Below are 24860 nucleotides of genomic sequence, written 5' to 3' on the forward strand. Positions count from 1 at the left end.
CGCCGCCCACCGGAACCTCTCGACAAGAGCCGCACCGGTCTGCGCGATCACCGCTCCTGCAAGCGCGGTCACGATCACCCCGGCCGTCCGCGCTATCGCGCTGTTGAACCCTGAGGCGGTTCCGGTTTGTGCTTGTCGACCGAGGACAGGACCGCGGTGGTCAACGACGTGGGCTCGTCTTCACGACCCGTAGCAATGAACGGTAGCGTTCGGCTATCCATGGTATTCGAGGACGAGCGCGCCGAACGATCCGTTGTGTCTGCTACGCGTTGTGCGACCGTAACCGGGAGCCATGACGATGACCCAAGATGACGAACACTGGATGCACGAAGCCATCGCGATCGCCCGATCGAAGGGATCCGATCCCTCGACCTCGCCGCTGGGGTGCGTGATTGTGCTCGACGGCAAGGTTATCGCGGGCGAGCGCAACCAGAGAAGGAATTGCCGGACGCGACGGCGCATGCGGAAATGATGGCAATCCGACGGGCGTGTGAAAGCACTGGGGAATTGGAACTGCGTGGTGCGACGCTCTATTCTACGCTGCAGCCCTGCGGCATGTGCACGATGGCGTCGATCTGGTCGAAGGTCGGCCGCGTCGTTTACGGGGCAGGTCGTGATGATGTTCACGAGATGTATTTCAAAGCACAGCACGTCGACACGCTGGCGTTCACCGGCGACGCCTGCCGTGACGACATAGTCATCGAGGGAGGGTGCCTCCGCGACGGCTGCGCCAAGCTCTATTATGGTCCGGACGCAGAGCTGCCGGTCGCCGAGCAGGCAAATCTATAGCCCGCTGACTTCTCTGCAAGCGAGTGCATAGCCGGCAGGGGATACTCGCCACCACTTCTGCAAACAGTGAAGCGCGTGATCGCTGTGATCTGCACCTGTTTCGAATGCCGGTCTGGTCAAGCTGATCCATGACCGGATCGGCATCAAGAATAGTGAAGCCGGCACCGATCGGACGTGCATAAAGGCTGCACTGAACCGAACGAAACTTACCTTATAGTCGGCGCGTTGCGGCGGTGCCGGAGCAGTCTGTTTCGGCGCTATCCGCTCAGCGAGGACACAATCATGGGCCTGTTTTCCAAAGACATCGTGACGTTCGACGACCTGTTCCTGCACCAGCTGCAGGACGTATATTACGCGGAAAACCAGATCACCAAGGCGTTGCCGAAGATGGTCGACAAGGCAACGGCGCCAGCCCTGAAGCAGGGTTTCGAAACCCATCTGCGTGAGACGGAAGGGCAAATCACGCGCCTCGAGAGCATCTTCGACCTGCTCGGCGAGAAGGCGAAGGCTGTGACCTGCCCTGCGATCGACGGCATCATCAAGGAAGCCAACGAAGTCGCCGGTGAGATCGAGGACAAGGCAGTGCTCGACGCCGCGCTGATCGCGTCGGCACAGGCGGTCGAGCATTACGAGATCACCCGGTACGGTACGCTAATCGCTTGGGCGAACCAGCTCGGCCGCACCGATATCGCAGCGATCCTGAAAGAGACGCTCGATGAGGAATATGCGACCGACGACAAGCTGACGGCGATGGCAACGTCGAGCGTGAACGCCAAGGCGGAAGCAGTTACCGCCTAAGCGTTTCGGCGTCGGGGGGCCGATGCTCCCCGACCATTATCCAGCTTCTATGAAAGGCACGTTCAATGGCTAACGATATCGCGTTCACGCTTCCCGAAGCCTTACGTGCTCAAAAGCACATGCGCGACGCACGGGGCCTAGGCGAGGAACGGTTCCCGGTGCCCGCCTTCATCAACATGGTAAGCGACGAGATCGAGCAGTTGCGCGACGCTGGCAGGACCGATGGCGAAATCGCCGCGCTTGTCGAAGAATCGAGCGGTCATACGCTAACCGAAGCAGATATCGCGCGCTACTACACGCCGGCCGAAGACCGACACTCCAACGAGCATTGAAGCAGCTCCTACCAGATCGATGATTGCGCCCCCTGCCATGGGGAGGGGGCATAGGTTGCTGTCGTAAGCGCTCCCACTGAGCTCGCGTCGAGCGTCCGACCGGTCCTGATAATATTCGCAATACGCTGGCGCGGCTTTCCATCACGCCTTGTCACTGCGCGTACCGTCGCCACTTTCCTACGGTATCGCTTTAAGAAGCTTTAATAGCTTCCGACACACCGGTCGCTTGGAACAGTCACGACAGCGCAGGTACTGCTCGACGCCTGCCTCTGCTCAGTTCAGGGGAACAGACGCTATGCCATTCAGACGATCCCAAGCCGAAACGGACGCTGAACAGATGGCAGGTTTTCAGCAGCGCTAGAGGCCGGGTCAACGTTACCAAGTGGGTCATATACCCTGCCCGGCGGGGTATGTGCACGTATCTTAAGGTCTTTCTGTATTGCTTAGGACGTAACCCAGCACTGACCGTAGCAATATTTACTCGGGCAGGGACGTTGAAGCCAATGGCACCAGACATTGAGGCGATTAGAGCTTATATCGTGTAACTGAGGTCAGGGCGGATAAGCCGTGGTTTTCTGAGTCCTTGGCCAGATGACCACGGCCTATCCGCACACCAACATAGTTTAAGTCGCCTGGTTGGACGATACCGGCTTGGCCGTAACGTCAAAGCGGTCGGCATTCATGACCTTGACCCAGGCACGAACGAAGTCGCGAACGAACTTCTGTTCGTGACCGTTCTCGGCATAGACTTCGGCGGTAGCACGCAGCTGCGAGTTCGAGCCGAAGATCAGGTCGGTGCGGGTCGCCTCCCACTTCTTTTCGCGACCGCTACGATCGTAGCCGATGAACTTCTCATCGCTCGACGTGTCGACGAGATCCCAGAACGTGTCGTTATCGAGCAGGTTGACGAAGAAGTCGTTGGTCAGTTGGCCCTTACGCTCGGTGAGTGCGCCGTCGGGCGCATCGCCGAAGTTCGCGCCGAGTACCCGCAGCCCACCGACCAGCACGGTCATCTCCGGAGCGGAAAGGCCGAGCAGCGAAGCCTTGTCGAGCAACAGCTCTTCGGTCTTCACCGGGTGACGCGTCTTCAGGTAGTTGCGGAAGCCGTCGGCCTGCGGCTCCATCCAGACGAAGCTGTCGACGTCGGTCCAGTCCTGCGTCGCATCGCCGCGTCCGCCGAGGAACGGCACCGATACGTCATGACCGGCATCGCGTGCCGCCTTCTCAACCGCTGCCGAACCCGCCAGCACGATCGCGTCGGCCAGCGACATGTCGCCGCGCAGCTCGTTCAGCTTGGCCAAGACCTTGCTCAGCTGCTCTGGCTCGTTGACCGGCCAGTCCTTCTGCGGTGCGAGCGCGATGCGTGCGCCGTTGGCACCACCGCGGTGATCCGACCGGCGATAGGTCGATGCCGACGCCCAGGCGGTCTTGACCAGCTGGCCGATGGTCAGCCCACTCGACAATACGGCGTCCTTGAACGCAGCGACGGCCGCGTCCGAGGGCACGGGGCCCTCGGGAACCGGATCCTGCCAGATCAGCGTCTCTTCCGGAACCTCAGGCCCGAGGTAGCGAACCCGTGGCCCCATGTCGCGGTGCGTCAGCTTGAACCAGGCGCGGGCGAACGCGTCGTCGAGCGCCGACTGATCGTCACGGAAACGCAGCGCGATCTCGCGGAACTCGGGGTCCATCTTCAGCGCCATGTCGGCGGTGGTCATCATCGTCGGCACACGCCTGCTGGGGTCGCGCGCGTCGGGGGCCATGTCCTCCGGCTCAGGGTTGACCGGCTGCCACTGCTTTGCACCGGCCGGGCTCTCGGTCAGCTCATAGTCGTACTTGAACAGCAGGCGCAGATAATCGCCGGTCCACTTGGTCGGATTGTTCGACCATGCGCCCTCGACACCCGAGGTGGTGATATGGCCTTGGCCAATCTCCTCGCTGTCGGTCAGCCAGCCGAGGCCCTGCATGTGCACGGCCTCCGAAGACGGGGCTTTGAAATGCGGCGCCGGCTTCGCACCGTGCGCTTTTCCGAAGGCATGACCGCCCGCGGTCAGCGCCACAGTTTCCTCAGAGTTCATCGCCATCCGCAGGAACGTCGCCTTCATATCGCGCGCGGACAGGAGGGGGTTCGGATCACCACCCGGGCCTTCGGGATTGACGTAGATCAGACCCATCTGAATTGCGGCTAGCGGTCCTTCAAGCTCAGGCATATCCTCGCTGATGCGCGTCTGCGCGCCCTCGTTGACCCAGATTTCTTCGGCACCCCAGAACGTGTCGCCCTCGGAGGCAAAGACATCCTTGCGACCGCCGGCGAATCCGAAAACGGGTCCGCCCATGCTTTCGATCGCGACGTTGCCGGCGAGGATGAACAAATCAGCCCAGCTGATGTTTTTGCCGTACTTCTGCTTCAGCGGCCACAACAGGCGACGTGCCTTGTCGAGGTTGCCGTTGTCCGGCCACGAATTGAGCGGCTCGAAGCGCTGCTGACCCGACGACGACCCACCACGGCCGTCGGTGACCCGGTATGTACCGGCGGCATGCCACGCCATGCGGATCATGAACGGGCCGTAGTGACCATAGTCGGCAGGCCACCACGCCTTGCTATCGGTCATCAACGCCGTCAGGTCCGCCTTCAGCGCGGCATAGTCGAGTTGCTTGAACGACGCAGCATAGTCGAACTCTTCGCCCATCGGGTCAGGAGAGACTCCGTGCTGGTGCAGCATGTCGATCGGCAGAGCATCGGGCCACCAATCCTTGTTCGTACGACCGAGCAGCGAGCGGGCCTTCACCTCTCCGCCGCCTTGGGGGCCCATTGGGCAACCGCTGCTCTTGGGCTGTTCATAATCGGCCATTTTGGCGTCCTCGTTTGATAGGGGCGATCGTATTGCGATTATGATGCCGGATCTGAAGGACATTTGTCCAATCGATTATTCGGGAAATATCGATCACTTCGGTCGATCACAGGCGGCTGTCTGACGATTTCTCGGACAGCGCGTGCATACGCCATGATATCGGCGGTGATACCAGTTACGCCGATGGATGTTGCGGTTACAGCGTACGAGACACCTTCGACGAGATACTGCCTCGGAACCACATCATAAACTACCGCGGTACCAAGGCACGGTGTCGTGGATTTTCTGCTATTATGGCCATTCCGGAGGCGAGCCTATCGGTCGTTATCGAGGGGAGGGCTATTCTGGATCGTCTGCGCCAGGGCGCGCATGTCGTCCCCGCGGCCGCTGCCAAGACGCCATGCCAGCACGACCTTCCGGTCCGCCCTTGATGGCAGTGGCGTCGTGTCAATGCGTCGACCGTCTATCAGTCCGGCGTCTATGGCCATTTGGGGCAGGAAGGTCGTCCCCAAGCCTGCTTCTACAAGCTCCACTAGCGTATGAAGGGATGTCGCTACCATCGCCGACGGGCGGGCCTTTGGCAGGCCGCAGCCAATCAAGCCGTGATCGTTCAGGCAGTGCCCGTCTTCCAGCAACAGGAGAGTTTGTGGGTCGAGCAATGGTGAGACCCCCTGCCGCGGGGTAGCGAGTAACAATGGGTCTTGCATGATCTCGACATAGTCCACCTTGCCGCAATCATACGGCAGCGCGAGAATCACCGCGTCGAGAACACCGCGATACAGCTCGGCACACGCACGTTCGCTCGTCATCTCCCGGACCCGTAGCTCCAACTGCGGGAACTCCACCCGCAACGCGCCAAGTGCGCGCGGCAGAAGAAATGGCGCGACCGTTGGAATGATACCGACGCGAAGGGTGCCAGTAAGCGGCTTTGCCGCGGCAATGGCGAAATCGGTCAGCGCTGATGTAGCGTCAAGAACGCTACGCGCTCTCAGGACGAAAGCCTCACCAATATCGGTGAACCGCAGCGAGCGTTGCGTTCTCTCGACGAGCTGCATTCCGATTAGCCGTTCGAGTTCGGCGATGCCCGACGACAAGGTCGATTGCCCGACACCTAAGGCCGCCGCGGCTCGACCAAAATGGCCGGTCTCACGAAGCTCTACCAGGTAGCGCAGTTGGCGCAGCGACGGGGTTACGACATTAGGCACGAGGACAGTCTTAGAGCAATTTGCGCAGGAATGCTTGGAGATTTGCCCGAACATCACGATAGCGCGTAGTGGTTTGGCGCCCGACCGGCTTGAGATTGAGATTACGAAGTCAGTCTTTTTCGACGGCGACCTGAAGAAGCATGCTGGTCATCTGCGTCTTCTAGCGCGTCCGCACTTCCCGCACGGGCAGCACCTAAAGTCGGTCCGCATAAAGATGCATGAATGTCTCATTTCGGGAAGCGCGAGCATGTCGCTGAATGACCGTAATTGGGTCTTCTGGTCGTCATCTACCTAGCCGGCAGCAACATCCGCACCTGGTCCGGCCATAGCGCCGGAACGGCTCCGGTGGCGGTGAGCGATGTTCCATCGATCGCGACCCGGCATCGCCCCGCCAGAATCGCCTCGACCACCTCCGGCGCGAGAAACGCCAGCCGCACGATGCGCGTGACATAAGACGGATTGACGCCCTCTTGTTCGGCCAGCCGCTTGATATCGATCTCGCCGTTACGGAGCTGCGCCCACCAGCCGCGGGCTTTGAGGAGGAGCTTGAAAAGTGACCCGTCCGGCGCCGCCGTCGCGAGCGGTGCGCCATTGTCGTGGACCAGTCGCATGGCATGCCCGGACCGCGTCAGCCGGACGTCGGAGATGACGGAAACGGTTGGCGGCGCATCTTGAGCGGTAGGGATCCCGAGCAGGATGGCTAGCGCAACCGGGCGGCAGACGATCTCGATGCGCGCGTCATGCACCCGGACACGCTCGACAAACTCAGGGAGCAGCATGCGAGCGTTGCCTTGAAAAATTGTGCCAAGGTCGGTGCAACGCTCGGCGTACGCGGCGATCTCAGTAGCAGCAACATCGAACCATGCGGTGGCGGCAAGCGCCAGCGGATCGACGAATAGCGCGGTGATGCGACTGGTGACCGCCGTCTCGATCTCCCGTGCCGGAATTCGCATGCCCGCACTCGCCGTGCCGGTCTGAAGAGCACGGCTGATATAGTAGCGGTAGCGGACCTTGCCCTTGACCGCATGGGTGGCAACGAGCGGTGCGCCAGCGCCGTCCTCGAGAAGCCCGGCTAGCAGGCTCGGGCGTGCTGCGCAGATGCGGGTCTTCACGCCCTGTCGGTTGTCGGTGAGCAGCGCTTGCACCTTGTCCCACGTCTCGCGTTCGATGATCGCAGGCTGGAGCCCGGCATAGATGTGGCCCCGGTGGACGACGTCGCCGACATAGGTCGCGCATTTGAGGATCGAGTAGATCTGCCCCCGCCCGAAAGGCACGCCACCGAAGATGCGCCCGGTCGTGGTCATGGTCCGCACAGGCGTGCGAATGCCCTCGGCCTCGAGCGCCTGCTGAACGCTTCGGACATTGCCGAGGTCGAGATAGCGCCGGTAGATGTCACGAATGACGGCGGCATGGTCGTCGATGATGCTAAGGCTGCGGCCATCGGGTGCATAGCCAAGCGGCGGCGTACCGCCCATCCACATGCCCTTGGCCTTGGACGCCGCGATCTTGTCGCGGATCCGCTCGGCGGTAACCTCGCGCTCGAACTGCGCGAACGATAGCAGCATGTTGAGGGTCAGCCGTCCCATGCTGGTCGTCGTGTTGAACGACTGGGTGACCGAGACGAACGAGGTGTTCGACGCATCGAACGCCTCGACCAGCTTCGAGAAGTCGAGCAGCGAGCGGGTCAGTCGGTCGACCTTGTACACGACGATAATGTCGACACGGCCGGCCCCGACTTCGGCGAGCAGGCGCTGCACGGCAGGGCGCTGAAGCGTACCGCCTGACAGGCCGCCATCGTCATAAATTTCCGGCAGCGCGGTCCACCCTTCCGACGTCTGGCTGAGGATATAGGCGGCACAGGCCTCACGCTGCGCGTCCAGGCTGCTGAATGCCTGCTCCAGTCCCTCGTCGCTCGATTTGCGCGTGTAGATTGCACAGCGAACGCGTGCCGACGGATCGGTCCTCATGCCGCGACCTTCTTCTTTAATCCGAAGAAGGCAGGACCCGACCAGCGCGTGCCGGTGATCGCTCGGGCAACTTCGCTCAGACTAGTCCAGGTCCGGCCATCCCATGAAATCACACCATCTTCACCAACGGTGACGACATGGGCGCCGCCCTGCCATTCGCGGACCAGCCGCATGCCGGGTTTTGCCGCGGTCGTCCTGGTAATGCCCCGGGCGAGCTGGTCCAGCGAGCGTGTCACGGTCCGTGACATGCCGCCGAACGCCGTTGCTTGGATCTCCCAGGCAAGAGCCAAACGCAGCAGTTTCGGGCTGACTTGGGGTACGGGCGAGCCGGTCAGCCGGGACCAGCGTTCGCGCAATGCAGCCGATGACATCGCCCCCAGACTCACAATCTGGTCTTCGACCGTGCTCACGCGGCCGCCTCGATGCGGTAGCAGGTCGCTCCGTCGCGCGACGTGCGCAGGATCGCATGTCCCTTCTTGCGCAGGCCGGTGAGTGCCGCCCGTGTCGTATGGGGCAGCCAGCCGGTTGCGGTAATCATCTCGGGCAGCGTAGCGCCGGTGTCGCGCTGCAGGAGCGCCACGACCTGCGCCGACTTGGTCGCCGGGCGCGGGGATGCCGCCAGCTCGTTGATCACGTCGCCAGAGGCGACGACCGGGGCGGGGCCATCGTCAATGCCGATGGCCTGCAAGCCAGCGGGCGTAATGAACAAGCCGGTACGCGAATCCTCTTCACCGCGCCACGTGCTGGCGAGATCGGTAATTTCGCGCTCTTCGATGAGCTTGTTGCGACGCAGCGCGGCGAGCGGCTTCTCAAGACGAGCGTCGTCCAGGTCATAGCCGTCTGGTAGAGGAATGAGGCTACCGCTGTCTCGCTGCGAGGCAGCCGAGAGCAGAAGGCACTGTGTGTCGGATAGCTTGGGCATGGTGGTGTCTCCGTGCAGAGCAGCACCATGCCGCTCCCACCACCTGCGGCCCGGTCAGTCGCGCTGACCGGGCATCCGCGTAGGCTCATCGGCCAGCGGCTCCGTGACCCGGTGTTCGCTCCGACAGCAGCACAAGTCGAGTGGTTTTGTGAGCGCAATGCGAACTCGCAGGATGACCCAGTGGTGACGACGACCACCGAGTCGATGTCATTAATCGCCAAATCCGGGCCATTGCCTCATCCAAGGCGCCTAAACCCGGTGTCCACGAAAACGGAGGCAGCTCAAATCGCGGAACCGACAATGCATCCGTATTTTGCGGAATTCGCTAAGAAGCACGCGGCTTAAGGCCGTTAGTACCGAACGTGGAGCGCTGCATCGGCCGTGACAAGCGGACCGGAACGCACCGTGACCCAACGTGCGTTCCGTTTAGGACGTACGGCTATTGCTGCGTTTCGTCCGACGCGACCGCACCTATCGTCATTGCCAGCAGCGACGCGCCGCGTTGTTCGTGATCCAGCTTTAAGAGCCGGACCCAGTGCGAGATATGTTTCCCAGCGGCCTCTACGCCTTTGCGCTGCTGCTGTGGGGTCGTCAGGTTTGTGTCGTTCTGGATCACCGACGCGATCGACAGAGCGAAGAAGTCGATGATGTCGTCGGCGATCAGCTCTTGGTCTGCCGAGTTTGCGGCCAGGTACTTCATCACGATCGGCATGATTTCCTGAAACAGGTCGATCTTGGCCTGATCGTCTACCTTCATAATGTCCGCGGGCATGCTGGCGTCCTCCGTTCGTGACATGTATTGCTTGGGGTCACGAAGCGGAAGGCAGCGCCGACCATTCTCGCCAGTTTCGTAGCCATCATGAATCATCCGCGCGAATGGTTTCAGCCAAAGGTTGTAGGGATTGGCTGGTCCCCTCGAACCTGGGAAGGCTGGGTGATCATTGGCTTCGTAATCGCGATTGGCGCGCTTGTCGGTCGGGTGAACCTCTAATGTGTAATCGAGCAAGGTTCGACGGCGAGCCGGAGACCATCACCGAACGATTCGGTGCGGAATGGCTTGCCGACAAGCCGATGGACAACCGTTTCGACCCGAAGGAGTTGCGTCCGTTCGGCCGGACGTATGTCGTGCGAAACGAAGGCGATCGGCGTGGTCTCGACGTGATGGAATGGGACGTCCTAGCGGGGCAGGCGAAGCAGGCCGGACGCAAAGTTGCGCAGACCAATGTCCGCACTCTCCATCTCCCCCAGTGGCGCTCGCTCGTCAGCGACCCGGTCAACCGATGCCTGATCCCGCTGACGGAATTCTGCGAATGGGCGCGCGAGCCTACCGACCTAGGCGACGGCAAAAAGCCGCTTAAGGGCGAGATGTGGTTCGCGGTGAAGGACCAACCTGTGTTCGCGATCGCCGGCTTCTGGCGGCAGGTCGGCGATCAACGCTACTTCGCCATGGTCACTTGCGACGCGAACGAACTGGTGACGCCGATCCACCCCAAGGCGATGATCACAATCCTGCAGCCTGATGATCACGAGCAGTGGCTGACCGGTAGCTACGACGACATCCTGTCCTTGCAGCGGCCATATCCGGCCGACCGGATGACGGTACGCGGGCCAGTGTTTCCGACACGCACGCCGACGCCCCGGTTGATCTAAAGCGTATCGCTGTTTGCGTCATTGATCCACCGATGTCGTGGACGCGCGCTTGGGGGGAATGCGATTAGGCCCGAACCGACGGCACTTCGGCTATGACCGTCGTCCATGCCGGCGACCGCATCTCCGACCGCATTTTCCACTCGCGCTTGAACCCCTGCGTGGCCGTGACCGCTGTCCATGTGCCGAATTTGCCATTGATCGCATCGAGCGCGCCCATCAACCGGTCCCGCTTGGCCGTGTCGGCTTCGAACAGCGTGCGCGGTCGATCCTCCTCGGGCAGCAGATCGTCGAGTATGATGCCCGCCTTCGTGTAGGCGTAACCATCGCGCCACGCCTTCTCCGCGCCGCGCCTGGCCGCCGCGATCAGCTCGAGGCTGTCGTTCGTCATCGGATGGAGCGCCACCATGCGTGATGCGCCGTACTGAGGCCGGTCGGACTTATGCTTGTTCGTGTGGAAGAACGTGGTCAGCTGGGCAGCGACCAGTCCGTGCACTCGCAGCTTCTCACCAGCCCGCAGCGCATATTGCGACAGCGCGCCCATCATCTGCTCGAAGTCGCAGATCGGCGTTCCAAACGACCGGGTAACGGCCATGCCTTTCCGCCGCGGCTCGACCGCCTCCACAGCATTCGACGGGATGCCGCGTAGCTCGGCAACCAATCGTTCGAGCACGACGGTCCCGACGGCGCGGGCCTGCTTCATAGGCATGTCGCGCAACGCCCCCGCGGTATGTATTCCCAGGTCGGTCAGCTTACGCGCAGTGGCACCGCCTACGCCCCACACGTCGCGGACGGCGAACGCATGCATCACATCGCGCCGTACGCCGTCGTCACGAAGATCGGCCACCCCGTCGAACTGCGGGTTCTTCTTCGCCGCAGCGTTTGCCAGCTTCGCCAGCGTCTTTGTTTCCGCGATGCCGACGCACGTGGGTATCGTCGTCCATAGCTGGACCTGGGCACGCATCGCGTTTGCGTGCGCCACCAGATCACGCCCCTCGAAGCCTGCGAGATCGAGGAATGTCTCGTCGATCGAGTAGATCTCAAAGTCGCGGGCGAAGGACTCGCAAGCGGCAATCACCCTGCGCTGCATGTCGCCGTAGAGCGCATAGTTCGACGACCGGACCTGGATGCCGTGCTGTTTTACCTTGTCGCGCAGGTGGTGAATCGGATCGCCCATCTTGATCCCGAGCGCCTTGGCTTCCGCGGATCGTGCGATTGCACAGCCGTCATTGTTCGAAAGGACGATGACCGGCACGCCGACAAGAGTGGAGTCGAAGGCGCGTTCGCAGGATACGTAGTAGTTGTTGCAGTCGATGAGGGCGATCGGTGCGCTCATGCCATTTTGCGCGCAACGCCGACGACCGTACCCCAGATCTCGACATGTTCGTCCATGAGGATGTCCGAAAACCCTTCGGCCTCGGGGACGAGCCAGTGTCGGCCATCGATATAGCGCAGCCGCTTCAAAGTCCGATCGCCATGCACTAGCGCCACGACTATCGCGCCGGTCTTCGGCTTCTTGGCACGATTAACGACGATCAGATCGCCATCGTTGATCCCAGCGCCAGACATTGATTGGCCATCGACCCGCATGATGTAGCTCGCGGCTGGATGCTCGACGAGCCAAGCCCCCAGATCGATCGGTTCCTGCATGTCGTCCTGCGCCGGCGAGGGAAACCCGGCCTGCGTATGGACGAGGAAGAAAGGCACCTCGCACGGCACCAGTTCGAACGGGACATCGTGAAGCCGTAGCGCATCGTTAGGGCGGTTCAGCGGCACGACGACCGGGCGATCTCGATTTGTCGCAGACACGGTCTAAAGGATTGCCGCGAAGAGGAGCTGATCATGCTGGGCAGCTAGAACCGACCGAGCATCCTGGGCTGCGCCAACGGCTTGGCGGTACTCTACGGTCTCGAACCGCTCGGCCTCGTCGAAGCTGAATTGCACCGCATCAACAGGCGAATAGACGTTGTCGTATATCACGCGGGCAGCCGCCCTCAGCCGCAGATCGTGCTGCATTTCGTTGCTCCGTCAGTATCGAGTCGCCGGTCGTGGCGTGTCCCTAGCTAGGCCTGATCCAGATTGATTCGCAAGAACATTGCAGGAACATAAATCTGATGCGATGAGCGGGCCGACGATTCGAAGGACACGATGATGGCCTATTACGACGACGACCAGCAGGAGCCGAAGCCCGCGTTTGGCCAGTGGCTTATCACGCAGAAAGACCGGACCGATCTGGTCGGTCAGCTCGCGGCCGGAGCCGTCGCCGATCGCCGCTTTCCCCGCAACGGGAATCCGGAAGCGGTGCGTAAGCATCTCAGCGCCATGCAGGCGGAGGGGGATATGTTCGCCGCTGTCAACGATGCCGAGTCCGACTGGTTGTCTGCTTGATGCAGGACGCTTGGCAGCAGGTTTTCGTGCTGATGGCTAATCATGGGCAGCTGGGTGCCTGCCAGTTGGTCGTGTCCGGTATGCAGAAGACGCCGCCAGGGCAGCCAGAGCAGTACCGACAGTGGAAAGTTTTAGCCGACTGCCTGAACGCTGTGGCAGACGCCAGCCGGACGACGCACTGATGCGAGTGGTTCGATGATCGCGCTTGCACCAGCGTCGACGTTCTCCTGCACGGTCACGCGCGTACATGACGGCGACGGACCGCTATGGTGCTCGAACGGCGTCAGGGTCCGGATTGCCGGCGTCCAGGCGCCCGACTTCGAAAGCGCGTCGCCTTGTCGCGCGGCAGACCCGAGGCGGGTAAACTATCGTTGTGACAACGCGGCGGCGCAGCGAAGCCAGCAGATCACCGAACGTCTGGTCCTCCGCAGAACGTTGACATGTGAGGCGACCGGTAAGAGCTACAGCCGCGTTGTTGCCCGATGCACGCTCCCGGACGTACGGTCGTTGTCTTGTGCTGCGATCGCGTCCGGGGCGGCGGTGCGTTGGGATCGATACTGGCGTCAGTATCGCATGGGTGAGTGCCGCTAACTTCCCCTCTTCATGACACCGCGGTATCGATCGTTATGGCACGTGCGCAAAAGCTGAAAGTCTATCGGACGGTTGCAGGCTTCAACGACGCGTATGTCGCTGCCCCCAGTCAGAAAGCTGCCTTGGAGGCTTGGGGCAGCGAGCGGGACCTGTTCGCGCGAGGAATAGCAGAGCTCGTCACAGACCCCGCACTGACCGCAGAGCCATTGGCGTCGCCAGGCGTGGTCGTGAAGCATTCCCGGGGCACGACTGCCGAGCAGATTAAGGCTATGCCGGCCCCCGAACCGAGAACAACGCATCGAGGTGACTCGGATTACACCGAAGCGTCCGAGCAGCCGCGGAAACCAAAGCCTGCACCGAAGCCGAAGCCGAAGCCAAGCAGCGCTAAGCTCGAGGCGGCGGAGACTGCGCTGGAAGCAGTGTCGGCCGATTACAACCGCAGGATGAAGGCGTTGGCGGATCGGGAGGCGAAGCTGGCGCGGGAGCGGCTTGATCTCGAAAAGCAGGAACACGACGAGGTGGGTGCGGCAGAGGCGGCCGTCACAGAGGCGCGTCAGGCATATGACGGAGCATTGCGACAATGGCGAAAGGCGAAAACCGAAACCTAGGTCGTTGCCGCCGATGCCCATCTTACAATCCTTAAACGGCGTCCTAACTGGCGACGTTCAATGATAGAATCCCCTCTAATCCTCGCTATCGGTGACAGTCTGGTTGCAGGCTATGGCCTCCACGCCGCTGATAGCTTCCCTGCCCAGCTGCAGGCGTCGTTGCAGCATCGATACCCCGGCGCGTCGGTAATCAACGCTGGTGTTTCGGGTGACACGACTACTGACGTCCTACGGCGCTTACCGCGGCTACTGTCCAGCCTCGACCGTCGCCCGGCACTCGCGATCGTTCAGGTAGGGCCGAACGACGTCCTGAGGCAGACGTCGGCGGGCAGGACCCGCGCACAACTCGAGCAGATCCTGCTGAGCTTGAACAATTGCAGCATCCCCGTGCTGCTGACGACCGTCGACCCGCCTGCGTTCATTCGAGATCGCGCCGCCGCATATCTCGGCATCCATGCTGAAGTGGCTGCCGACCACGGTGCGACCGTTTGGCCGTTCTTCCCGCCTGGTGTGCTGGGGCATGCTGACATGGTACTAGCGGATAGGGTGCATCCGAATGCGAAGGCGATCAGTTCGGTAACCGCGGCGATGCGGCCGATTGTGGAGCGAATGTTGTAGCGTCGTACGTTTGAGTATTACGCGACCGAAGCGCTCTTCACTTGTCGAGAGCAACGCCAGCGGCAAAAGGGGATCGCCACGCACATGTCGATTTTTCCGCTACTGCACCGATGCTGGAATTGTTTAGATGACCCCTGCTGAAACCTACCGCGCGAATGCCGCCGCTCAACGCGAAGCCGCCGAAGCGGCATCGCTCGCAAACCGCCGCGAGATGCACGTGCGGGCCGCAGAAACTTGGGACGCAATGGCCGAGGCAACCGAAGACACGAGCGCTCGAGCGCTCGTCAACGCGGCGGCCAAGGCGGGCCGTTGATGCAACGCTAATGCATGTCGGCCAAGGCGCTAGTCACGGTCGACGGGATCGGGGCGCGGATCAACGCAGGTTCGTAACCAGATGTTGAGGGCGGTCGGCTATCTCCCCGCCTATGGCGAGTCGATCATCAAAACCCGAATACCCCTCTTGGCTGGCCGAGGACGAGCGAAAAGCCTTCCGCATTCCCGTTAGTTGGGCAGCGACGGTTGCTGCGGACAAGTTTGAAACGCAGGCCGTGCGGATTACCGACTGCACGCGATTGGGCTGCAGGATCGAGACGCGCCTTGCGGTGACTATCGGGACGTTCGTTCACGTCGCCATCCCCAACTTTGCCGACGTGCCCGGCTGGGTCGCCTGGAGCAGTTCGGAAGCGATCGGGATCGACTTCAGCCATCCGCTTCCGAACCGCGTTCTCGAATATATCATCGAGCAGAACGACGCGATCTGACGGAGCACGACGATACCTGGACCGTCCCGCTCCGGGATTGACGCAAACCTTTCCCGTTGTCGCCTCGCTAGGCATCAGCAACACTGCACATAGAGCTTCGCGAATCCACAACAGCGAATGCTCGGTATCCCGCCCGCGGCATCTGAGGTGTCACACGGAGCGGGCGGGATGCTTCACCGTGAATTAACCAAGCCGCGGTATTAGACGCTCGAGGCCTTCGCTTCCAGTATCGCGTGCCCTCAGCGCCCCGCAAAGTTCAGTCACACGGACATGCGGGGCGCTTTCATGTTCGCTGGTCCTCTGCCGGTTCCAGCGTTGCTGGCGATGTCGGCCATATGTTTTGATGGAAGAAAAGCTCCGGCTCATCCAACGGCAATAGGCCCAGGATCTGCCCCGCTGGCGTCCAACCAGTCCGTTGGAGAAACGAGACGGCGGCAACGTTGCGCGCCCCGATCGAGATGAACACCCTGCCGCTCAAGACAGTATTTAGAGTCCGCATCAACGCCTGCGCGATGCCGCGACGGCGGTGCGCATCGTCAACCACCAGCTTGTTCACATAATCCTTGCCGATGCAGCCGCCCTGCTGCCAGGCAACATAACCAACGACGACGTCGCCTATCTCCGCCACCAGCATGCGACGCTCGACGATCTCCGCGATCCGGTCACCGGGGAAAGAATCGAATGCCATCAACCGGGACAGATCGTACGGTTCCGCAATTCGTATGGCTATCATGCGAATCCTTTGAAACAGTTCGCGGTCTTTCTGCACAGGCACCAAGGAGCGGCAAGTGCGATCATTTACAATCGGTTCGCGCGAGTTGTTCGAGCAGCGGGCAGGTAGCTACCGTACGCCGAACCCCGCCCTGCTGTTCTCGCCATCGTCAGTCCGCTCGCGACCAGCCAGCACGTTCTCCAGCTCGGACAGCGAATGCGGTACGTCAATGTGCTGCGCTCCCAGGAACAGTCGCGATCCCTGCCCCTCGGGTATCGCGTGGGTCAGCTTGTCGATGTCTATAAGCGCCTTGCCAGCGGGCAACATCTCGATCTGAATAAATCGCATAATCATCTCCAATATCGCGTCCGGTTTCACGAACGCTCTAGCGGGTAACGAGCCGTCGCACCCGAAAGCTGCGCCGCGCGTTGAACTGGCGAGGAGATGATCATGATCGACTATCCGAAAACCGACGACGCGACCCCGGCTGAGGAGGCAGAGGAAATGGAAAAGGTACAGGAAGACGCCGCCAAAGAGCGCGAAGAAAACGGCGGTTATCAGTAGGCTGAGCTGCTTAGTCAGCAGCCGCGCTGCCACCGCTGCGGTGCGGCTGCTGATACTACGACCGATGTAGAATTAAGGCGACATCAGAGTGGCGAACGAGCCGAAGTGGTTGAAAGCGGCACGGGCCAAGCTGGGTACCAAGGAAGCGGCGGGATCGGCGAACAGCCCGACAATCCTCGGTTGGGCGAAGCGGCTTGGTACGAAAGTGCTAGGTATGATCTACAACGCAGACAGTGTCCCGTGGTGCGGTGTGTTCGTCGCGTACTGCTTGCAGGAAGACGGTCTAGATCCCGCACCGATCGCCGTACGCGCGACATCATGGTCTACATGGGGTCAAGCGCTACGTCCTGAACGTCTCGCACCTGGTGCCATTCTTGTCTTCGAACGTCCCGGCGGCGGCCATGTCGGCTTCTATGTGGGTGAGGATCTGAAAGCGTATCATGTCTTGGGCGGCAATCAGGGGGATGCGGTCACGATCGCAAGGGTTGCCAAGGACCGATGCATCGCACGTCGATGGCCAATAGGTCGCGCTGTGATTGGTAAGCCGGTGCAGATGGCGGCGAGCAAGCCGATCTCCACCGACGAGGCATAGCCGAGGCAACCGTACCTTAACCATCGGCGGCTACCGCGCGGAGATCCGTCGAAAGGATCTGCGATGAAGCGCTTCTTGTCTCACTTCGCCCTGTTGGCAATCGCTCAGCCTGCGCTGGCGGGTGGCGACGACGCACCATACTATGGTCCGATGAAGCGCTGGCACGGTATCGGCTTTCAAACCGGCTATAGAGATCGAACTGAAAAGGACGGCTCATGGCGGGTCGATGCCGCAATACATGGTCGGACGGATGCGATCGATATGGCCCTGTATCGCGCCGCACAGCGTGCCCATGAGCTCGGCTACCGTTATCTATTTCTGTTAGGCGGCAACGGATCGAAGACGCCAGGCCAAGATATGGCAACGGTCTATGCCCGTCCAAGCCATGAAGCTGTGCCGCCGACCGGCTGCCGGTCTAAGAAGTTGACGACCTGCTACACTGCAGACGTTCTCGAAATTATGCGGATCCTCGGCGGCCCCAACGGATCGCAGCCAGGAGTGCCTATCTTAGCAGGTCGAGACGAGTTCGGCCGAGATGTGTTCTCGTCAGGTTATGGGACCGGGGGTGTAACATCGTTGGTCCCAGGCATGGTGCGCAGTCAGGTGACGACGATTGTCGACGGCAGGCTGCGCATTCGCGGCGGGCGCCCTCCGGAAGTTCGGCCTGGGTTCGTCCCGGTCGCTCTTCCCACGGTTTCTGCGCAAGTGGTGACTCGGCCGGTGCCTCCTCCGGCGTTGAAGTATGGGCAGCCCGCTGTTCAACATTCCCTTTCCACCGACGCGCAGATTAGCAAGCGTTTCGAGCGGGCATTGAAGGCGGCCCAGCCAGTGCGTGGCGGCGAGTCCAACCTTGGGTGGACGATCAGCGATTGATGACTTGCGCTTTCTTCGCCGCTGCTGACACTTCGCAGTCTCCGCTACCGAACGTGGCTATGCTAAGCGGCGCGCGGAATCGTTTGGGCTGGCTTTGTCAGACCAAATTGGCAGGTGGGGCGGGGGGATGATACCGGCGGTTGATGATGCGAAAATCGAGGGCCCTACTGCCTAGCCCGTTCCGCCGTTTCAATTCGTCGCCAGAGGTGATCCGGCTCGTGGTCATGATGTACGTCCGCTTTCCGCTCTCGCTGCGCAACGTTGAGGATTTGCTGTTCGAGCGCGGCATCGACGTCTGTCATGAGCATTGCTCGACAGGCTGTACGCAGCATGCGCGCTGACCCGCGAGTGTTTGCGGGCGGTAATTTGCTCGCTGCGTGCGGTCATGTCGCCATATTGAAGGGCGGGCTTCGGGCGCGGGCGGGAATATAATCAATTTGAAACGCATGGTGATCAGGCGGCGGCTGAGTTAGAAACCTCACTCAATGGGAGACAATTCAATGCGCTATGTGATCCGTAAAGACGGCGATCTGTCCACGGTGGGTATTCATCGGAACAGCTTCGACGAGGCACTCGCCACCGCCGCCGAGATGATCGCGATGCGCGACGACGAAAAGTCGATTGCGGTGGAAGACACGTGGGAAAACCGAACGATCGACGAAGCCGAGATTGCCTCGCTTATCGCCGCGCGATCGCCGGACCCAGCCGCCACCTCCCAAGACGGTTGAATCGGAAGATACGTATGAACGGCTATGTCGAATTTGAGAGCCCGGAAGGCGACCCGGTCGTTGTGAACGTGGACAGGGTGAACTTCGTGCGTCGCTTCAAAGGTGGGAACGAAGCCAGTGCATTGAACTCCGAGAAGGGTAATTACGTCGTCGTCAAAGGAAACCTTGGCGCGGTAACAAAGGCGCTTGTCGAAGGGTAGCGTTCGCTTTGAAGGGCAAGCGACGAGACCACTCGATCGTCGCGGTCTGATCGAGGCGTTGTCTGATTGACACGTTCTCGCGACCTGGAACGATTTGACCCACGGGCGATTGAACGTTTTCTAGATCAGAGAGAATGGCAGGGAGACGAACATGAAAAAGGCATTTGTTATCGCCATGGCGGCTGGGCTCGTCTCGCTGTCGGCATGCAACTCTAGCCCAAGCGAGCGGGCGGCCGACAACATCGAGTCCAATACCGAAGCAGTCGCCGATAATTTGGACGACGCTGCCGACAACGTCAGCAACCCAGCCGCGGAAGCGAGCCTCGAGAACGAGGCTGATGCGGTTCGTGCAACTGGCCAGAACCAGGCTGAAGACATGCGGACGAATGATCCGGATACCAACCTGTCGAACGGTATGTAATTTCACGAGACAGAACGAGCCGCTCCCAAGCACAGCTCGAACTGGAAGGGCGCCCGAGGACAACTTGGGCGCCCTTTTCGTTACATGCCCGAATGGCGAATCCATTCTGCGAGTTCGCGCAGTTCGCTGAACCAGAACAAGCACATTGCGATGGCAGCCGGAAAAGTCGCTCCTAAGGCCGGGGAGCTGGACGTTTGAACAGACTATTGGCGATAATGCGTTCAACCTTTCGTATCAGCACATCGGGCTCGAATGGCTTGACGAGATAGCCGTCCGCACCGGCACCAAGCCCCTCATCGATCTGCTCATGCCCTCCCGTCGCAGTAAGCATCAGCACGGGTATGAGGTATGTATCCGGGGTCGCCCGAAGTCGCCGAAGTATCTCAATCCCCTGCATGCCTGGCAGCGACCGATCAAGAATTACCAGATCGGGCTTTTTGAACGCGATCGTTTCATAGGCGAGCGTGCCATGACTGATAACGCCGATGAGATATCCAGCATCGGTCAACAAGGATTTAACGATATCCGCGATTAGATCGTCATCCTCGACGTAGATGATCCGGAAAAGCGGCTTGGGCGGCAAGTCATTATTAGACTGGTTCATCTGGGGCCTAGCACATTAGTATATTTTGATCTCAGAGGCCCGCCGTAAGGCGCGTCACCGGGAAGGGCGTGCCATCGCAATACGTCTTTTTTCAAGCATTTCAGAAACGCGAAAAACCAGTTCGTCGGGATCAAAGGGCTTTTTCATATAGTCATTCGCACCTTCATACATAGCGAGTTCGACATCTCGATCGCCACGTCTGCCGGTTAACATGAGGACTGGCGTATCGTAAAACTCGGGTGTGTTGCGCATTTCACGAAGGACCAGAATACCGCTTTTTTCCGGCATGTTGCAGTCGAGTATCACCAAATCGGGCTTTCTAGCCCGAATGACCTTCATCATGTCCTTACCGTCGGCCAAAAGGCCTACGGCATGCCCCGCCGCATTGAGGGCCTCGATAGCAATCTCGGCGACTATCTCGTCATCGTCTGCCATGATGATCCGAGCCATTTCAGTCTCCCTGCAACGTACTTCCTGCCCGATAATCGCCTTGATTATGAATGGGTAAGTGGGCGTGCGCAATTGCCCGTGTGAACGTCCGACGCATCGCTGGATCGACGTAGCGCATTACGGATGGAGGATCCGAACCGTGGCCGGTCATCACGCCGCCTGTCGCAGCGCGCTGGCCGCGGCTTTGCCGAACGACGCCTGCTGCCCGGCGGGGCAGGTGAGAAGGCTATCTTCCAGCCGCTTGGCGCACTCTCCCAGTTCGGCCTCTCCGAACATCGCCGCGACGCCCGCCAGCTTATGGAGAAGGTCCGCAACTTCCATGATAGTTTTCTCGGTTGGGGCATCAGCCATGGATAGATCTTCGAGCGCGCGAAGCGTGTCAGCCTTCCGCGCTCGATAGCGGTCGATGAGCTTTGTACTTTCCGTTGGCGGGTCGCTCGGCACGGCAGGATCCGGAACCAAGAACCTGGCGAGAATGTCCGTCAAATCGCGGACGCGGACAGGCTTGGCAATGTGAGCTTGCATGCCTGCTGCAAGGCAGGATTGAATATCCTCGGCATACGCGTTGGCTGTGAGAGCTACGATCGGCAGCGCTTCAGGGGTATAGCCTGCTTCGCGCAACCGACGGGTGGCCTCCAACCCATCGATCTCTGGCATTTGCATGTCCATCAGGACCAGCTCGAACGGCTGCCCCGACATTGCCGCAGCCTCGACCATCGCAATTGCCTCCGCCCCGTTTACGGCGAGCATCGCGTCCATCCCGGCGCGATAGGCCATGGCCATGACCAGCTCCTGATTGATGTCATGATCCTCCGCAATCAGTACGCGCGGTTTCCGTACTGCTTTTGCAGCAACGGGTATTGCTGTTGGATCCGCTTCAACCTTGGCCGCTTCACCCTCGACGACCCGAAGGGGCAGGCGGACGGTGAAGGTCGTGCCCTCGCCAACGACACTCCGCACCGTGATGGCGCCACCCATCAAAGCGGTAAGCTCGCCGCTGATGCTGAGCCCAAGACCCGTCCCGCCATACAGTCTGGCGGTCGAATCGTCGGCTTGGGTGAACTGGTCGAAAATCATCGCCAGTCGCTCGGCAGGAATGCCGATCCCTGTATCCGCCACGTCTATGCGTAGCATGTCGTGCTCGACCAGAACCTCGACCGTCACGGCGCCTCGCTCGGTGAACTTCGCTGCGTTGCCGATCAGGTTAAGCACGATCTGCCGCACCCTTAACGGATCGCCGGAAATATGCCGTGGAACAGCGGGATCGATCCTCGTGGACAGCACCACGCCCTTGGAGCTGACCACGGGCCTTATCAGGTCTGCGCAACGCCGGACGACATGGCGAATATCGACCGGCTCTTGCGTTACGTGCATCTTGCCGGAGTCGATTTTGGACACGTCGAGAATATCGTTGAGTAGCCGCATCATCGAGCGGCCTGACTCCGCAATCAACTCTACGTGGCGGCGCTGTTCGGCTTCCAGGTTGCCGGATAACACAAGCTCGGTGAAGCCCAGCACCCCGTTCATAGGGGTGCGTATCTCGTGGCTCATATTGGCTAGAAAGCCAGCCTTGGTGCGAGCGGCGCTTTCGGCCTTGTCGCGAGCCCCGACCAGTTCGCTTTCGAGTTCTTTTCTAAGGCCGATATCGCGAATGGCCGAGATTACCCCACCTTTCGCTCCCGTGTCGCCGTCCGGTGTGCGCCAGGGCTTCATGTGTGACTCCAGCCATCGCCAGTCGTCATCTCTATGACGAAGGCGATATTCGACGGTCTGAGCCATCTGCGCGCCCGTAATCAGAGCGACGTGTGCGGAATGGACAGCGTGCAAATCGTCCGGATGGATGAAGTCGCCACAATGTCGACCGGTCAGCTCTTCGGGAGTGTAGCCCGAAAGCTCGATACAGGAGGGCGAGGCATAGACGACGCAACCGTCGTCGCCGGTACGTAATACCACGTCGGTCGAATTGTCGGCCAGCAGGCGGTACTGCTGTTCGCTGCGACGAATGGCCTGTTCGGCGGCGGCCTGACCGCTAATGTCCTGAATGACGCCAAATATGCCGATTACCGAATCGTCGGGCGCGCGCTCGGCCTGGCCCTGCGATGTGACGCGCTTGGTACTGCCATCCGCAAGTAACAGCGTGGCAGTGAATTCAAAGCCATCACCGGTTTCAACGGTGTGCGCGACGATATCGGCTATGCGCTGTCTGTCGTCGGGGTGATACGCGTCGATTGCTGCGTCCAGCGCTGGCGAATAGCCGTTGTCAACGCCGTGAATTCGGCAAACCTCATCTGACCAAATGACGTGACTGTGCACCAGGTCGACTCGCCAATGACCAATCTGCGTCAAAGCAGACGCCATCGCGAAGAGCCTGTTATTCTCTTGCAGGCGAGCCGACGCCTCCGCGGCTGCCAATTCCACCGCCCGCCGCTGGCTCACATCGCGCACGCTCGCCACGAACTCGATCGGCTCACCGGCGTCGTTCCGGACAAGTCGGTACGCTGCCTCCAGCCAGACATAGTGACCATCGCGGTGCTGTTGCCGATATGTGCAGATCGGGTTGGTCGCGCCGGCCAGCAGTGTCCGGCACACATCCAGCACCCGCATGCGGTCCTCGACATGGATCGCCGAAACCGGGGCTCCCCCGACCATTTCCTCGGGCGTATAGCCCAACAGGTGCTCGCATGCCGGAGACACGTACCTGCGGATACCGTCCGGACCGATGCGGACGATCATATCGCTCGAATGGTCGGCGAGCAGACGATGCATCCGCTCACTGGCGAGCAGCGCCTCCTGCTGGAGGACACTCGACGTCACATCCCGGATGTTGCCGGTCGTACCCAGGAATTCGCCATTGGCTCCTGCAAGACGTCGGATCACGACTTCGATGTATCGGCAATCGTCAGCCGCCGTCGAAAAGCGCTGACGAAGCGTGCAGGCTTCGATCTCACCCGACACGATCTTGGGGTAGGTTTCAGTCGCGGCGGTAAGGTCGTCCGGGTGGAGTAACTTGGTTGTCGGCCACCCCAGGCTATGCTCGACCGGGTAGCCCGTTAGCTGCTCCCAGGCCGGATTCAGAAAGGTCCAACAGCCCTTCGCGTCGGTCTTGAAGATGACTTCGCCGACGTTGTCGAGGATGGATTGCGCAAAGTCGTGGCTGTCCTTCAGTTCGCGCCGCAACGCTTCACGGGTAGCGAGCGTCGAGGCGACCGGCAGTCCCATGGCGAAGCTTACCGCCAAAAACAGTTGAAGCGCGATGAGCTGGTCGCCGCTGCCGCCCTTGACCAACGTGATCGGACCGAGGTCCGCCATGGTGAAACCGGATGCGACGACGCAGATGATTGCGATCGCAGCGGCGGTGCCGGCGACCCCTTTCCGAAAGGCGGCCAGGATAACGATTGGGCACGCGAGGAATAGAAACGGAAAACGGCTCTGGCAGAATATCAGTGCCGTGACCCCCGTCGCGAGCGCCAAGAATAGCAACCATTCCAACCAGTCTCGGCGGGACGGCCGGGCCCTGTTTCGCCATTCCTGCACTGCGATCATTATTAACGGAGTGACGATCAGGAGGCTCAATCCGTCGGCGAGCATCTTCGTCAGCCAGATCGAAAGGTCGACGTACCTGTCAGCCGGCGCAAGGACGACGGCATCCAGCGTCGCGGCAGCAGAAGGAGCGATCACGCATACCAACAGAAGCCAGCCCAACGCCCGGATCTCTTTGATCGCTGGGCGAGGTCCGCATAACCGGCGCATGCTTGCGACAAGGATTGCAACTTCAATCCCATTGGCGGCTGACAGAACGACAGCCCTCGAAACCGTGTCGCCCACGATCAGATTTACTAAAACGTTCGCGACGAAACATGCCAAAAGATGCAGCGCTGAGCGTTGCTCCGGTCGGCTGAGCAGCACACCCGCCAGTACCGCATTGGGCAGCCACAACGCTGCGATGCGCCCGGTACCGCGGGTCAACTCGATCCCGAGTAATGCCAAACTCCCGAACAGGAGTGCCATTGCCGTTAGGCTCAGCAACAGCCGACCCGATCTGGTAAATCGGAGCATGGGCGAATGTCCGACGATAGGGGCAGCGAGTGACATTATGCAGGCGTAGCAACGGACCCGTTAAATTATCGTCGCGCCTGCTAGGGCGCTAACGCGTGATCACGAACCCCATGCAATATTGGCCACGTGGGTCGACGGTCCCCGGCGCAAACCGATCGTGCCGCGCAGAATCAGATATCGCCAGC

At 60.7% G+C, this 24860-nt stretch carries 27 protein-coding genes and 2 pseudogenes; 15 read left to right on the forward strand and 14 right to left on the reverse strand.

The genetic code is table 11. From position 1 onward, the window contains the following. Positions 1-298: 298 nt before the first annotated feature. The 3 genes and pseudogenes from U1737_RS18735 to U1737_RS18745 all read left to right on the forward strand — a co-directional run bounded on the left by U1737_RS18735 (position 299) and on the right by U1737_RS18745 (position 1919). Positions 299-789 (forward strand): annotated as a pseudogene (locus U1737_RS18735) (nucleoside deaminase). A 282-nt stretch (positions 790-1071) separates the two neighbouring features. Beyond that, the gene (locus U1737_RS18740) at positions 1072-1587 is read left to right on the forward strand and encodes a YciE/YciF ferroxidase family protein (protein WP_248525143.1); all 516 of its coding nucleotides are present in this window, start codon (positions 1072-1074) and stop codon (positions 1585-1587) included. Positions 1588-1652: 65 nt separating this feature from the next. Further along, positions 1653-1919 carry a hypothetical protein gene (locus tag U1737_RS18745; RefSeq protein WP_332797828.1) on the forward strand — a complete coding sequence of 89 codons (267 nt, stop codon included), beginning with the start codon at positions 1653-1655 and terminating at the stop codon, positions 1917-1919. Between the two features lie 623 nt (positions 1920-2542). Here U1737_RS18745 and katG read toward each other — a convergent pair. From katG to U1737_RS18775, 6 genes are all read right to left on the reverse strand, one after another. Next, entirely contained in the window at positions 2543-4768 is a 2226-nt protein-coding gene (gene katG / locus U1737_RS18750; protein ID WP_443027159.1) for a catalase/peroxidase HPI, read from the reverse strand. A gap of 314 nt (positions 4769-5082) precedes the next feature. Continuing rightward, positions 5083-5973, reverse strand: a complete 891-nt coding sequence (locus tag U1737_RS18755) for a hydrogen peroxide-inducible genes activator (protein WP_332797829.1) — start codon at positions 5971-5973, stop codon at positions 5083-5085. 287 nt (positions 5974-6260) lie between these two features. Then, positions 6261-7940: a recombinase family protein gene (locus U1737_RS18760; RefSeq protein WP_332797830.1), complete on the reverse strand. Its 1680-nt coding sequence runs from the start codon at positions 7938-7940 to the stop codon at positions 6261-6263. Next, entirely contained in the window at positions 7937-8350 is a 414-nt protein-coding gene (locus U1737_RS18765; protein ID WP_332797831.1) for a DUF2924 domain-containing protein, read from the reverse strand. The genes U1737_RS18760 and U1737_RS18765 overlap by 4 nt, the downstream gene beginning before the upstream one ends. Beyond that, positions 8347-8862, reverse strand: a complete 516-nt coding sequence (locus U1737_RS18770) for a DUF3489 domain-containing protein (protein ID WP_332797832.1) — start codon at positions 8860-8862, stop codon at positions 8347-8349. Before U1737_RS18770 ends, U1737_RS18765 begins: the two co-directional genes overlap by 4 nt. Before the next feature lie 439 nt (positions 8863-9301). After that, complete coding sequence (locus tag U1737_RS18775) at positions 9302-9868, reverse strand: hypothetical protein (protein WP_332797833.1); 567 nt, start codon at positions 9866-9868, stop codon at positions 9302-9304. Here U1737_RS18775 and U1737_RS18780 point away from each other — a divergent pair. Then, positions 9853-10512: an SOS response-associated peptidase family protein gene (locus U1737_RS18780; RefSeq protein WP_248525130.1), complete on the forward strand. Its 660-nt coding sequence runs from the start codon at positions 9853-9855 to the stop codon at positions 10510-10512. The two genes, U1737_RS18775 and U1737_RS18780, sit on opposite strands and share 16 nt — an antisense overlap. A 64-nt stretch (positions 10513-10576) precedes the next feature. On the opposite strand, the gene U1737_RS18785 is transcribed toward U1737_RS18780, so the two are convergent. The 3 genes from U1737_RS18785 to U1737_RS18795 are packed head-to-tail and all read right to left on the reverse strand — an operon-like array spanning position 10577 to position 12525. After that, complete coding sequence (locus U1737_RS18785; RefSeq protein WP_332797834.1) at positions 10577-11845, reverse strand: Y-family DNA polymerase; 1269 nt, start codon at positions 11843-11845, stop codon at positions 10577-10579. Continuing rightward, complete coding sequence (locus U1737_RS18790) at positions 11842-12318, reverse strand: LexA family protein (RefSeq protein ID WP_248525126.1); 477 nt, start codon at positions 12316-12318, stop codon at positions 11842-11844. Before U1737_RS18790 ends, U1737_RS18785 begins: the two co-directional genes overlap by 4 nt. Before the next feature lie 3 nt (positions 12319-12321). Next, positions 12322-12525 (reverse strand): hypothetical protein, encoded by a 204-nt coding sequence (locus U1737_RS18795; protein WP_332797835.1) that lies wholly within the window; start codon positions 12523-12525, stop codon positions 12322-12324. A 135-nt stretch (positions 12526-12660) separates the two neighbouring features. Between U1737_RS18795 and U1737_RS18800 the strand changes: the two genes are divergently transcribed. The 5 genes from U1737_RS18800 to U1737_RS18820 all read left to right on the forward strand — a co-directional run bounded on the left by U1737_RS18800 (position 12661) and on the right by U1737_RS18820 (position 15475). Continuing rightward, entirely contained in the window at positions 12661-12897 is a 237-nt protein-coding gene (locus U1737_RS18800) for a YozE family protein (RefSeq protein WP_332797836.1), read from the forward strand. Between the two features lie 626 nt (positions 12898-13523). Next, a complete protein-coding gene (locus U1737_RS18805; RefSeq protein WP_332797837.1) occupies positions 13524-14096 on the forward strand; it encodes a hypothetical protein in 573 nt (190 codons plus the stop codon). Positions 14097-14156: 60 nt separating this feature from the next. Beyond that, a complete protein-coding gene (locus U1737_RS18810; protein ID WP_332797838.1) occupies positions 14157-14714 on the forward strand; it encodes a GDSL-type esterase/lipase family protein in 558 nt (185 codons plus the stop codon). Positions 14715-14841: 127 nt separating this feature from the next. Continuing rightward, a complete protein-coding gene (locus U1737_RS18815) occupies positions 14842-15027 on the forward strand; it encodes a hypothetical protein (protein ID WP_248525116.1) in 186 nt (61 codons plus the stop codon). Between the two features lie 112 nt (positions 15028-15139). Further along, on the forward strand, positions 15140-15475 hold the full coding sequence (locus U1737_RS18820) for a PilZ domain-containing protein (RefSeq protein ID WP_332797839.1): 336 nt from the start codon (positions 15140-15142) through the stop codon (positions 15473-15475). A gap of 283 nt (positions 15476-15758) precedes the next feature. Here the strand turns inward: U1737_RS18820 and U1737_RS18825 are convergent, their stop codons facing one another. Together U1737_RS18825 and U1737_RS18830 are read right to left on the reverse strand one after the other, a co-directional pair. Beyond that, entirely contained in the window at positions 15759-16208 is a 450-nt protein-coding gene (locus U1737_RS18825; RefSeq protein WP_332797840.1) for a GNAT family N-acetyltransferase, read from the reverse strand. A gap of 108 nt (positions 16209-16316) precedes the next feature. After that, positions 16317-16535 carry a hypothetical protein gene (locus U1737_RS18830; protein WP_248525112.1) on the reverse strand — a complete coding sequence of 73 codons (219 nt, stop codon included), beginning with the start codon at positions 16533-16535 and terminating at the stop codon, positions 16317-16319. Positions 16536-16839: 304 nt separating this feature from the next. Here U1737_RS18830 and U1737_RS18835 point away from each other — a divergent pair, with 304 nt between their 5' ends. The 6 genes and pseudogenes from U1737_RS18835 (at position 16840) to U1737_RS18860 (ending at position 19565) form a co-directional block, all read left to right on the forward strand. After that, positions 16840-17343, forward strand: coding sequence for a TIGR02594 family protein (locus U1737_RS18835; protein ID WP_332797841.1), 504 nt, complete (start codon positions 16840-16842; stop codon positions 17341-17343). A 63-nt stretch (positions 17344-17406) separates the two neighbouring features. Further along, entirely contained in the window at positions 17407-18216 is an 810-nt protein-coding gene (locus U1737_RS18840) for a hypothetical protein (RefSeq protein WP_332797842.1), read from the forward strand. Positions 18217-18362: 146 nt separating this feature from the next. Then, positions 18363-18521 (forward strand): annotated as a pseudogene (locus tag U1737_RS20785) (IS6 family transposase); the annotation flags it as partial. A gap of 195 nt (positions 18522-18716) precedes the next feature. Continuing rightward, positions 18717-18944, forward strand: coding sequence for a hypothetical protein (locus tag U1737_RS18850; RefSeq protein WP_248525107.1), 228 nt, complete (start codon positions 18717-18719; stop codon positions 18942-18944). Positions 18945-18958: 14 nt separating this feature from the next. Next, positions 18959-19144: a hypothetical protein gene (locus U1737_RS18855; protein ID WP_332797843.1), complete on the forward strand. Its 186-nt coding sequence runs from the start codon at positions 18959-18961 to the stop codon at positions 19142-19144. Positions 19145-19295: 151 nt separating this feature from the next. Further along, positions 19296-19565: a hypothetical protein gene (locus U1737_RS18860; protein ID WP_332797844.1), complete on the forward strand. Its 270-nt coding sequence runs from the start codon at positions 19296-19298 to the stop codon at positions 19563-19565. Between the two features lie 172 nt (positions 19566-19737). Here U1737_RS18860 and U1737_RS18865 read toward each other — a convergent pair whose 3' ends face one another. From U1737_RS18865 to U1737_RS18875, 3 genes are all read right to left on the reverse strand, one after another. Next, on the reverse strand, positions 19738-20169 hold the full coding sequence (locus U1737_RS18865; RefSeq protein WP_332797845.1) for a response regulator transcription factor: 432 nt from the start codon (positions 20167-20169) through the stop codon (positions 19738-19740). 54 nt (positions 20170-20223) lie between these two features. Then, the gene (locus U1737_RS18870; RefSeq protein WP_248525103.1) at positions 20224-20619 is read right to left on the reverse strand and encodes a response regulator transcription factor; all 396 of its coding nucleotides are present in this window, start codon (positions 20617-20619) and stop codon (positions 20224-20226) included. Between the two features lie 150 nt (positions 20620-20769). Then, on the reverse strand, positions 20770-24627 hold the full coding sequence (locus tag U1737_RS18875) for a PAS domain S-box protein (RefSeq protein WP_332797846.1): 3858 nt from the start codon (positions 24625-24627) through the stop codon (positions 20770-20772). Between the last annotated feature and the right edge of the window lie 233 nt (positions 24628-24860).

This window comes from Sphingomonas fucosidasi, from assembly GCF_036663855.1.
GTDB lineage: Bacteria > Pseudomonadota > Alphaproteobacteria > Sphingomonadales > Sphingomonadaceae > Sphingomonas > Sphingomonas faeni_B.

Bases quoted from the DNA above. Each gene is read 5' to 3' on its own strand.
- U1737_RS18740 (WP_248525143.1), top strand. From the start codon at position 1,072: ATGGGCCTGTTTTCCAAAGACATCGTGACGTTCGACGACCTGTTCCTG.
- U1737_RS18745 (WP_332797828.1), top strand. From the start codon at position 1,653: ATGGCTAACGATATCGCGTTCACGCTTCCCGAAGCCTTACGTGCTCAA.
- katG (WP_443027159.1), bottom strand. From the start codon at position 4,768: ATGGCCGATTATGAACAGCCCAAGAGCAGCGGTTGCCCAATGGGCCCC.
- U1737_RS18760 (WP_332797830.1), bottom strand. From the start codon at position 7,940: ATGAGGACCGATCCGTCGGCACGCGTTCGCTGTGCAATCTACACGCGC.
- U1737_RS18770 (WP_332797832.1), bottom strand. From the start codon at position 8,862: ATGCCCAAGCTATCCGACACACAGTGCCTTCTGCTCTCGGCTGCCTCG.
- U1737_RS18780 (WP_248525130.1), top strand. From the start codon at position 9,853: ATGTGTAATCGAGCAAGGTTCGACGGCGAGCCGGAGACCATCACCGAA.
- U1737_RS18785 (WP_332797834.1), bottom strand. From the start codon at position 11,845: ATGAGCGCACCGATCGCCCTCATCGACTGCAACAACTACTACGTATCC.
- U1737_RS18795 (WP_332797835.1), bottom strand. From the start codon at position 12,525: ATGCAGCACGATCTGCGGCTGAGGGCGGCTGCCCGCGTGATATACGAC.
- U1737_RS18800 (WP_332797836.1), top strand. From the start codon at position 12,661: ATGGCCTATTACGACGACGACCAGCAGGAGCCGAAGCCCGCGTTTGGC.
- U1737_RS18805 (WP_332797837.1), top strand. From the start codon at position 13,524: ATGGCACGTGCGCAAAAGCTGAAAGTCTATCGGACGGTTGCAGGCTTC.
- U1737_RS18810 (WP_332797838.1), top strand. From the start codon at position 14,157: ATGATAGAATCCCCTCTAATCCTCGCTATCGGTGACAGTCTGGTTGCA.
- U1737_RS18815 (WP_248525116.1), top strand. From the start codon at position 14,842: ATGACCCCTGCTGAAACCTACCGCGCGAATGCCGCCGCTCAACGCGAA.
- U1737_RS18820 (WP_332797839.1), top strand. From the start codon at position 15,140: ATGGCGAGTCGATCATCAAAACCCGAATACCCCTCTTGGCTGGCCGAG.
- U1737_RS18825 (WP_332797840.1), bottom strand. From the start codon at position 16,208: ATGATAGCCATACGAATTGCGGAACCGTACGATCTGTCCCGGTTGATG.
- U1737_RS18830 (WP_248525112.1), bottom strand. From the start codon at position 16,535: ATGCGATTTATTCAGATCGAGATGTTGCCCGCTGGCAAGGCGCTTATA.
- U1737_RS18840 (WP_332797842.1), top strand. From the start codon at position 17,407: ATGAAGCGCTTCTTGTCTCACTTCGCCCTGTTGGCAATCGCTCAGCCT.
- U1737_RS18850 (WP_248525107.1), top strand. From the start codon at position 18,717: ATGCGCTATGTGATCCGTAAAGACGGCGATCTGTCCACGGTGGGTATT.
- U1737_RS18855 (WP_332797843.1), top strand. From the start codon at position 18,959: ATGAACGGCTATGTCGAATTTGAGAGCCCGGAAGGCGACCCGGTCGTT.
- U1737_RS18860 (WP_332797844.1), top strand. From the start codon at position 19,296: ATGAAAAAGGCATTTGTTATCGCCATGGCGGCTGGGCTCGTCTCGCTG.
- U1737_RS18865 (WP_332797845.1), bottom strand. From the start codon at position 20,169: ATGAACCAGTCTAATAATGACTTGCCGCCCAAGCCGCTTTTCCGGATC.
- U1737_RS18870 (WP_248525103.1), bottom strand. From the start codon at position 20,619: ATGGCTCGGATCATCATGGCAGACGATGACGAGATAGTCGCCGAGATT.
- U1737_RS18875 (WP_332797846.1), bottom strand. From the start codon at position 24,627: ATGGCACTCCTGTTCGGGAGTTTGGCATTACTCGGGATCGAGTTGACC.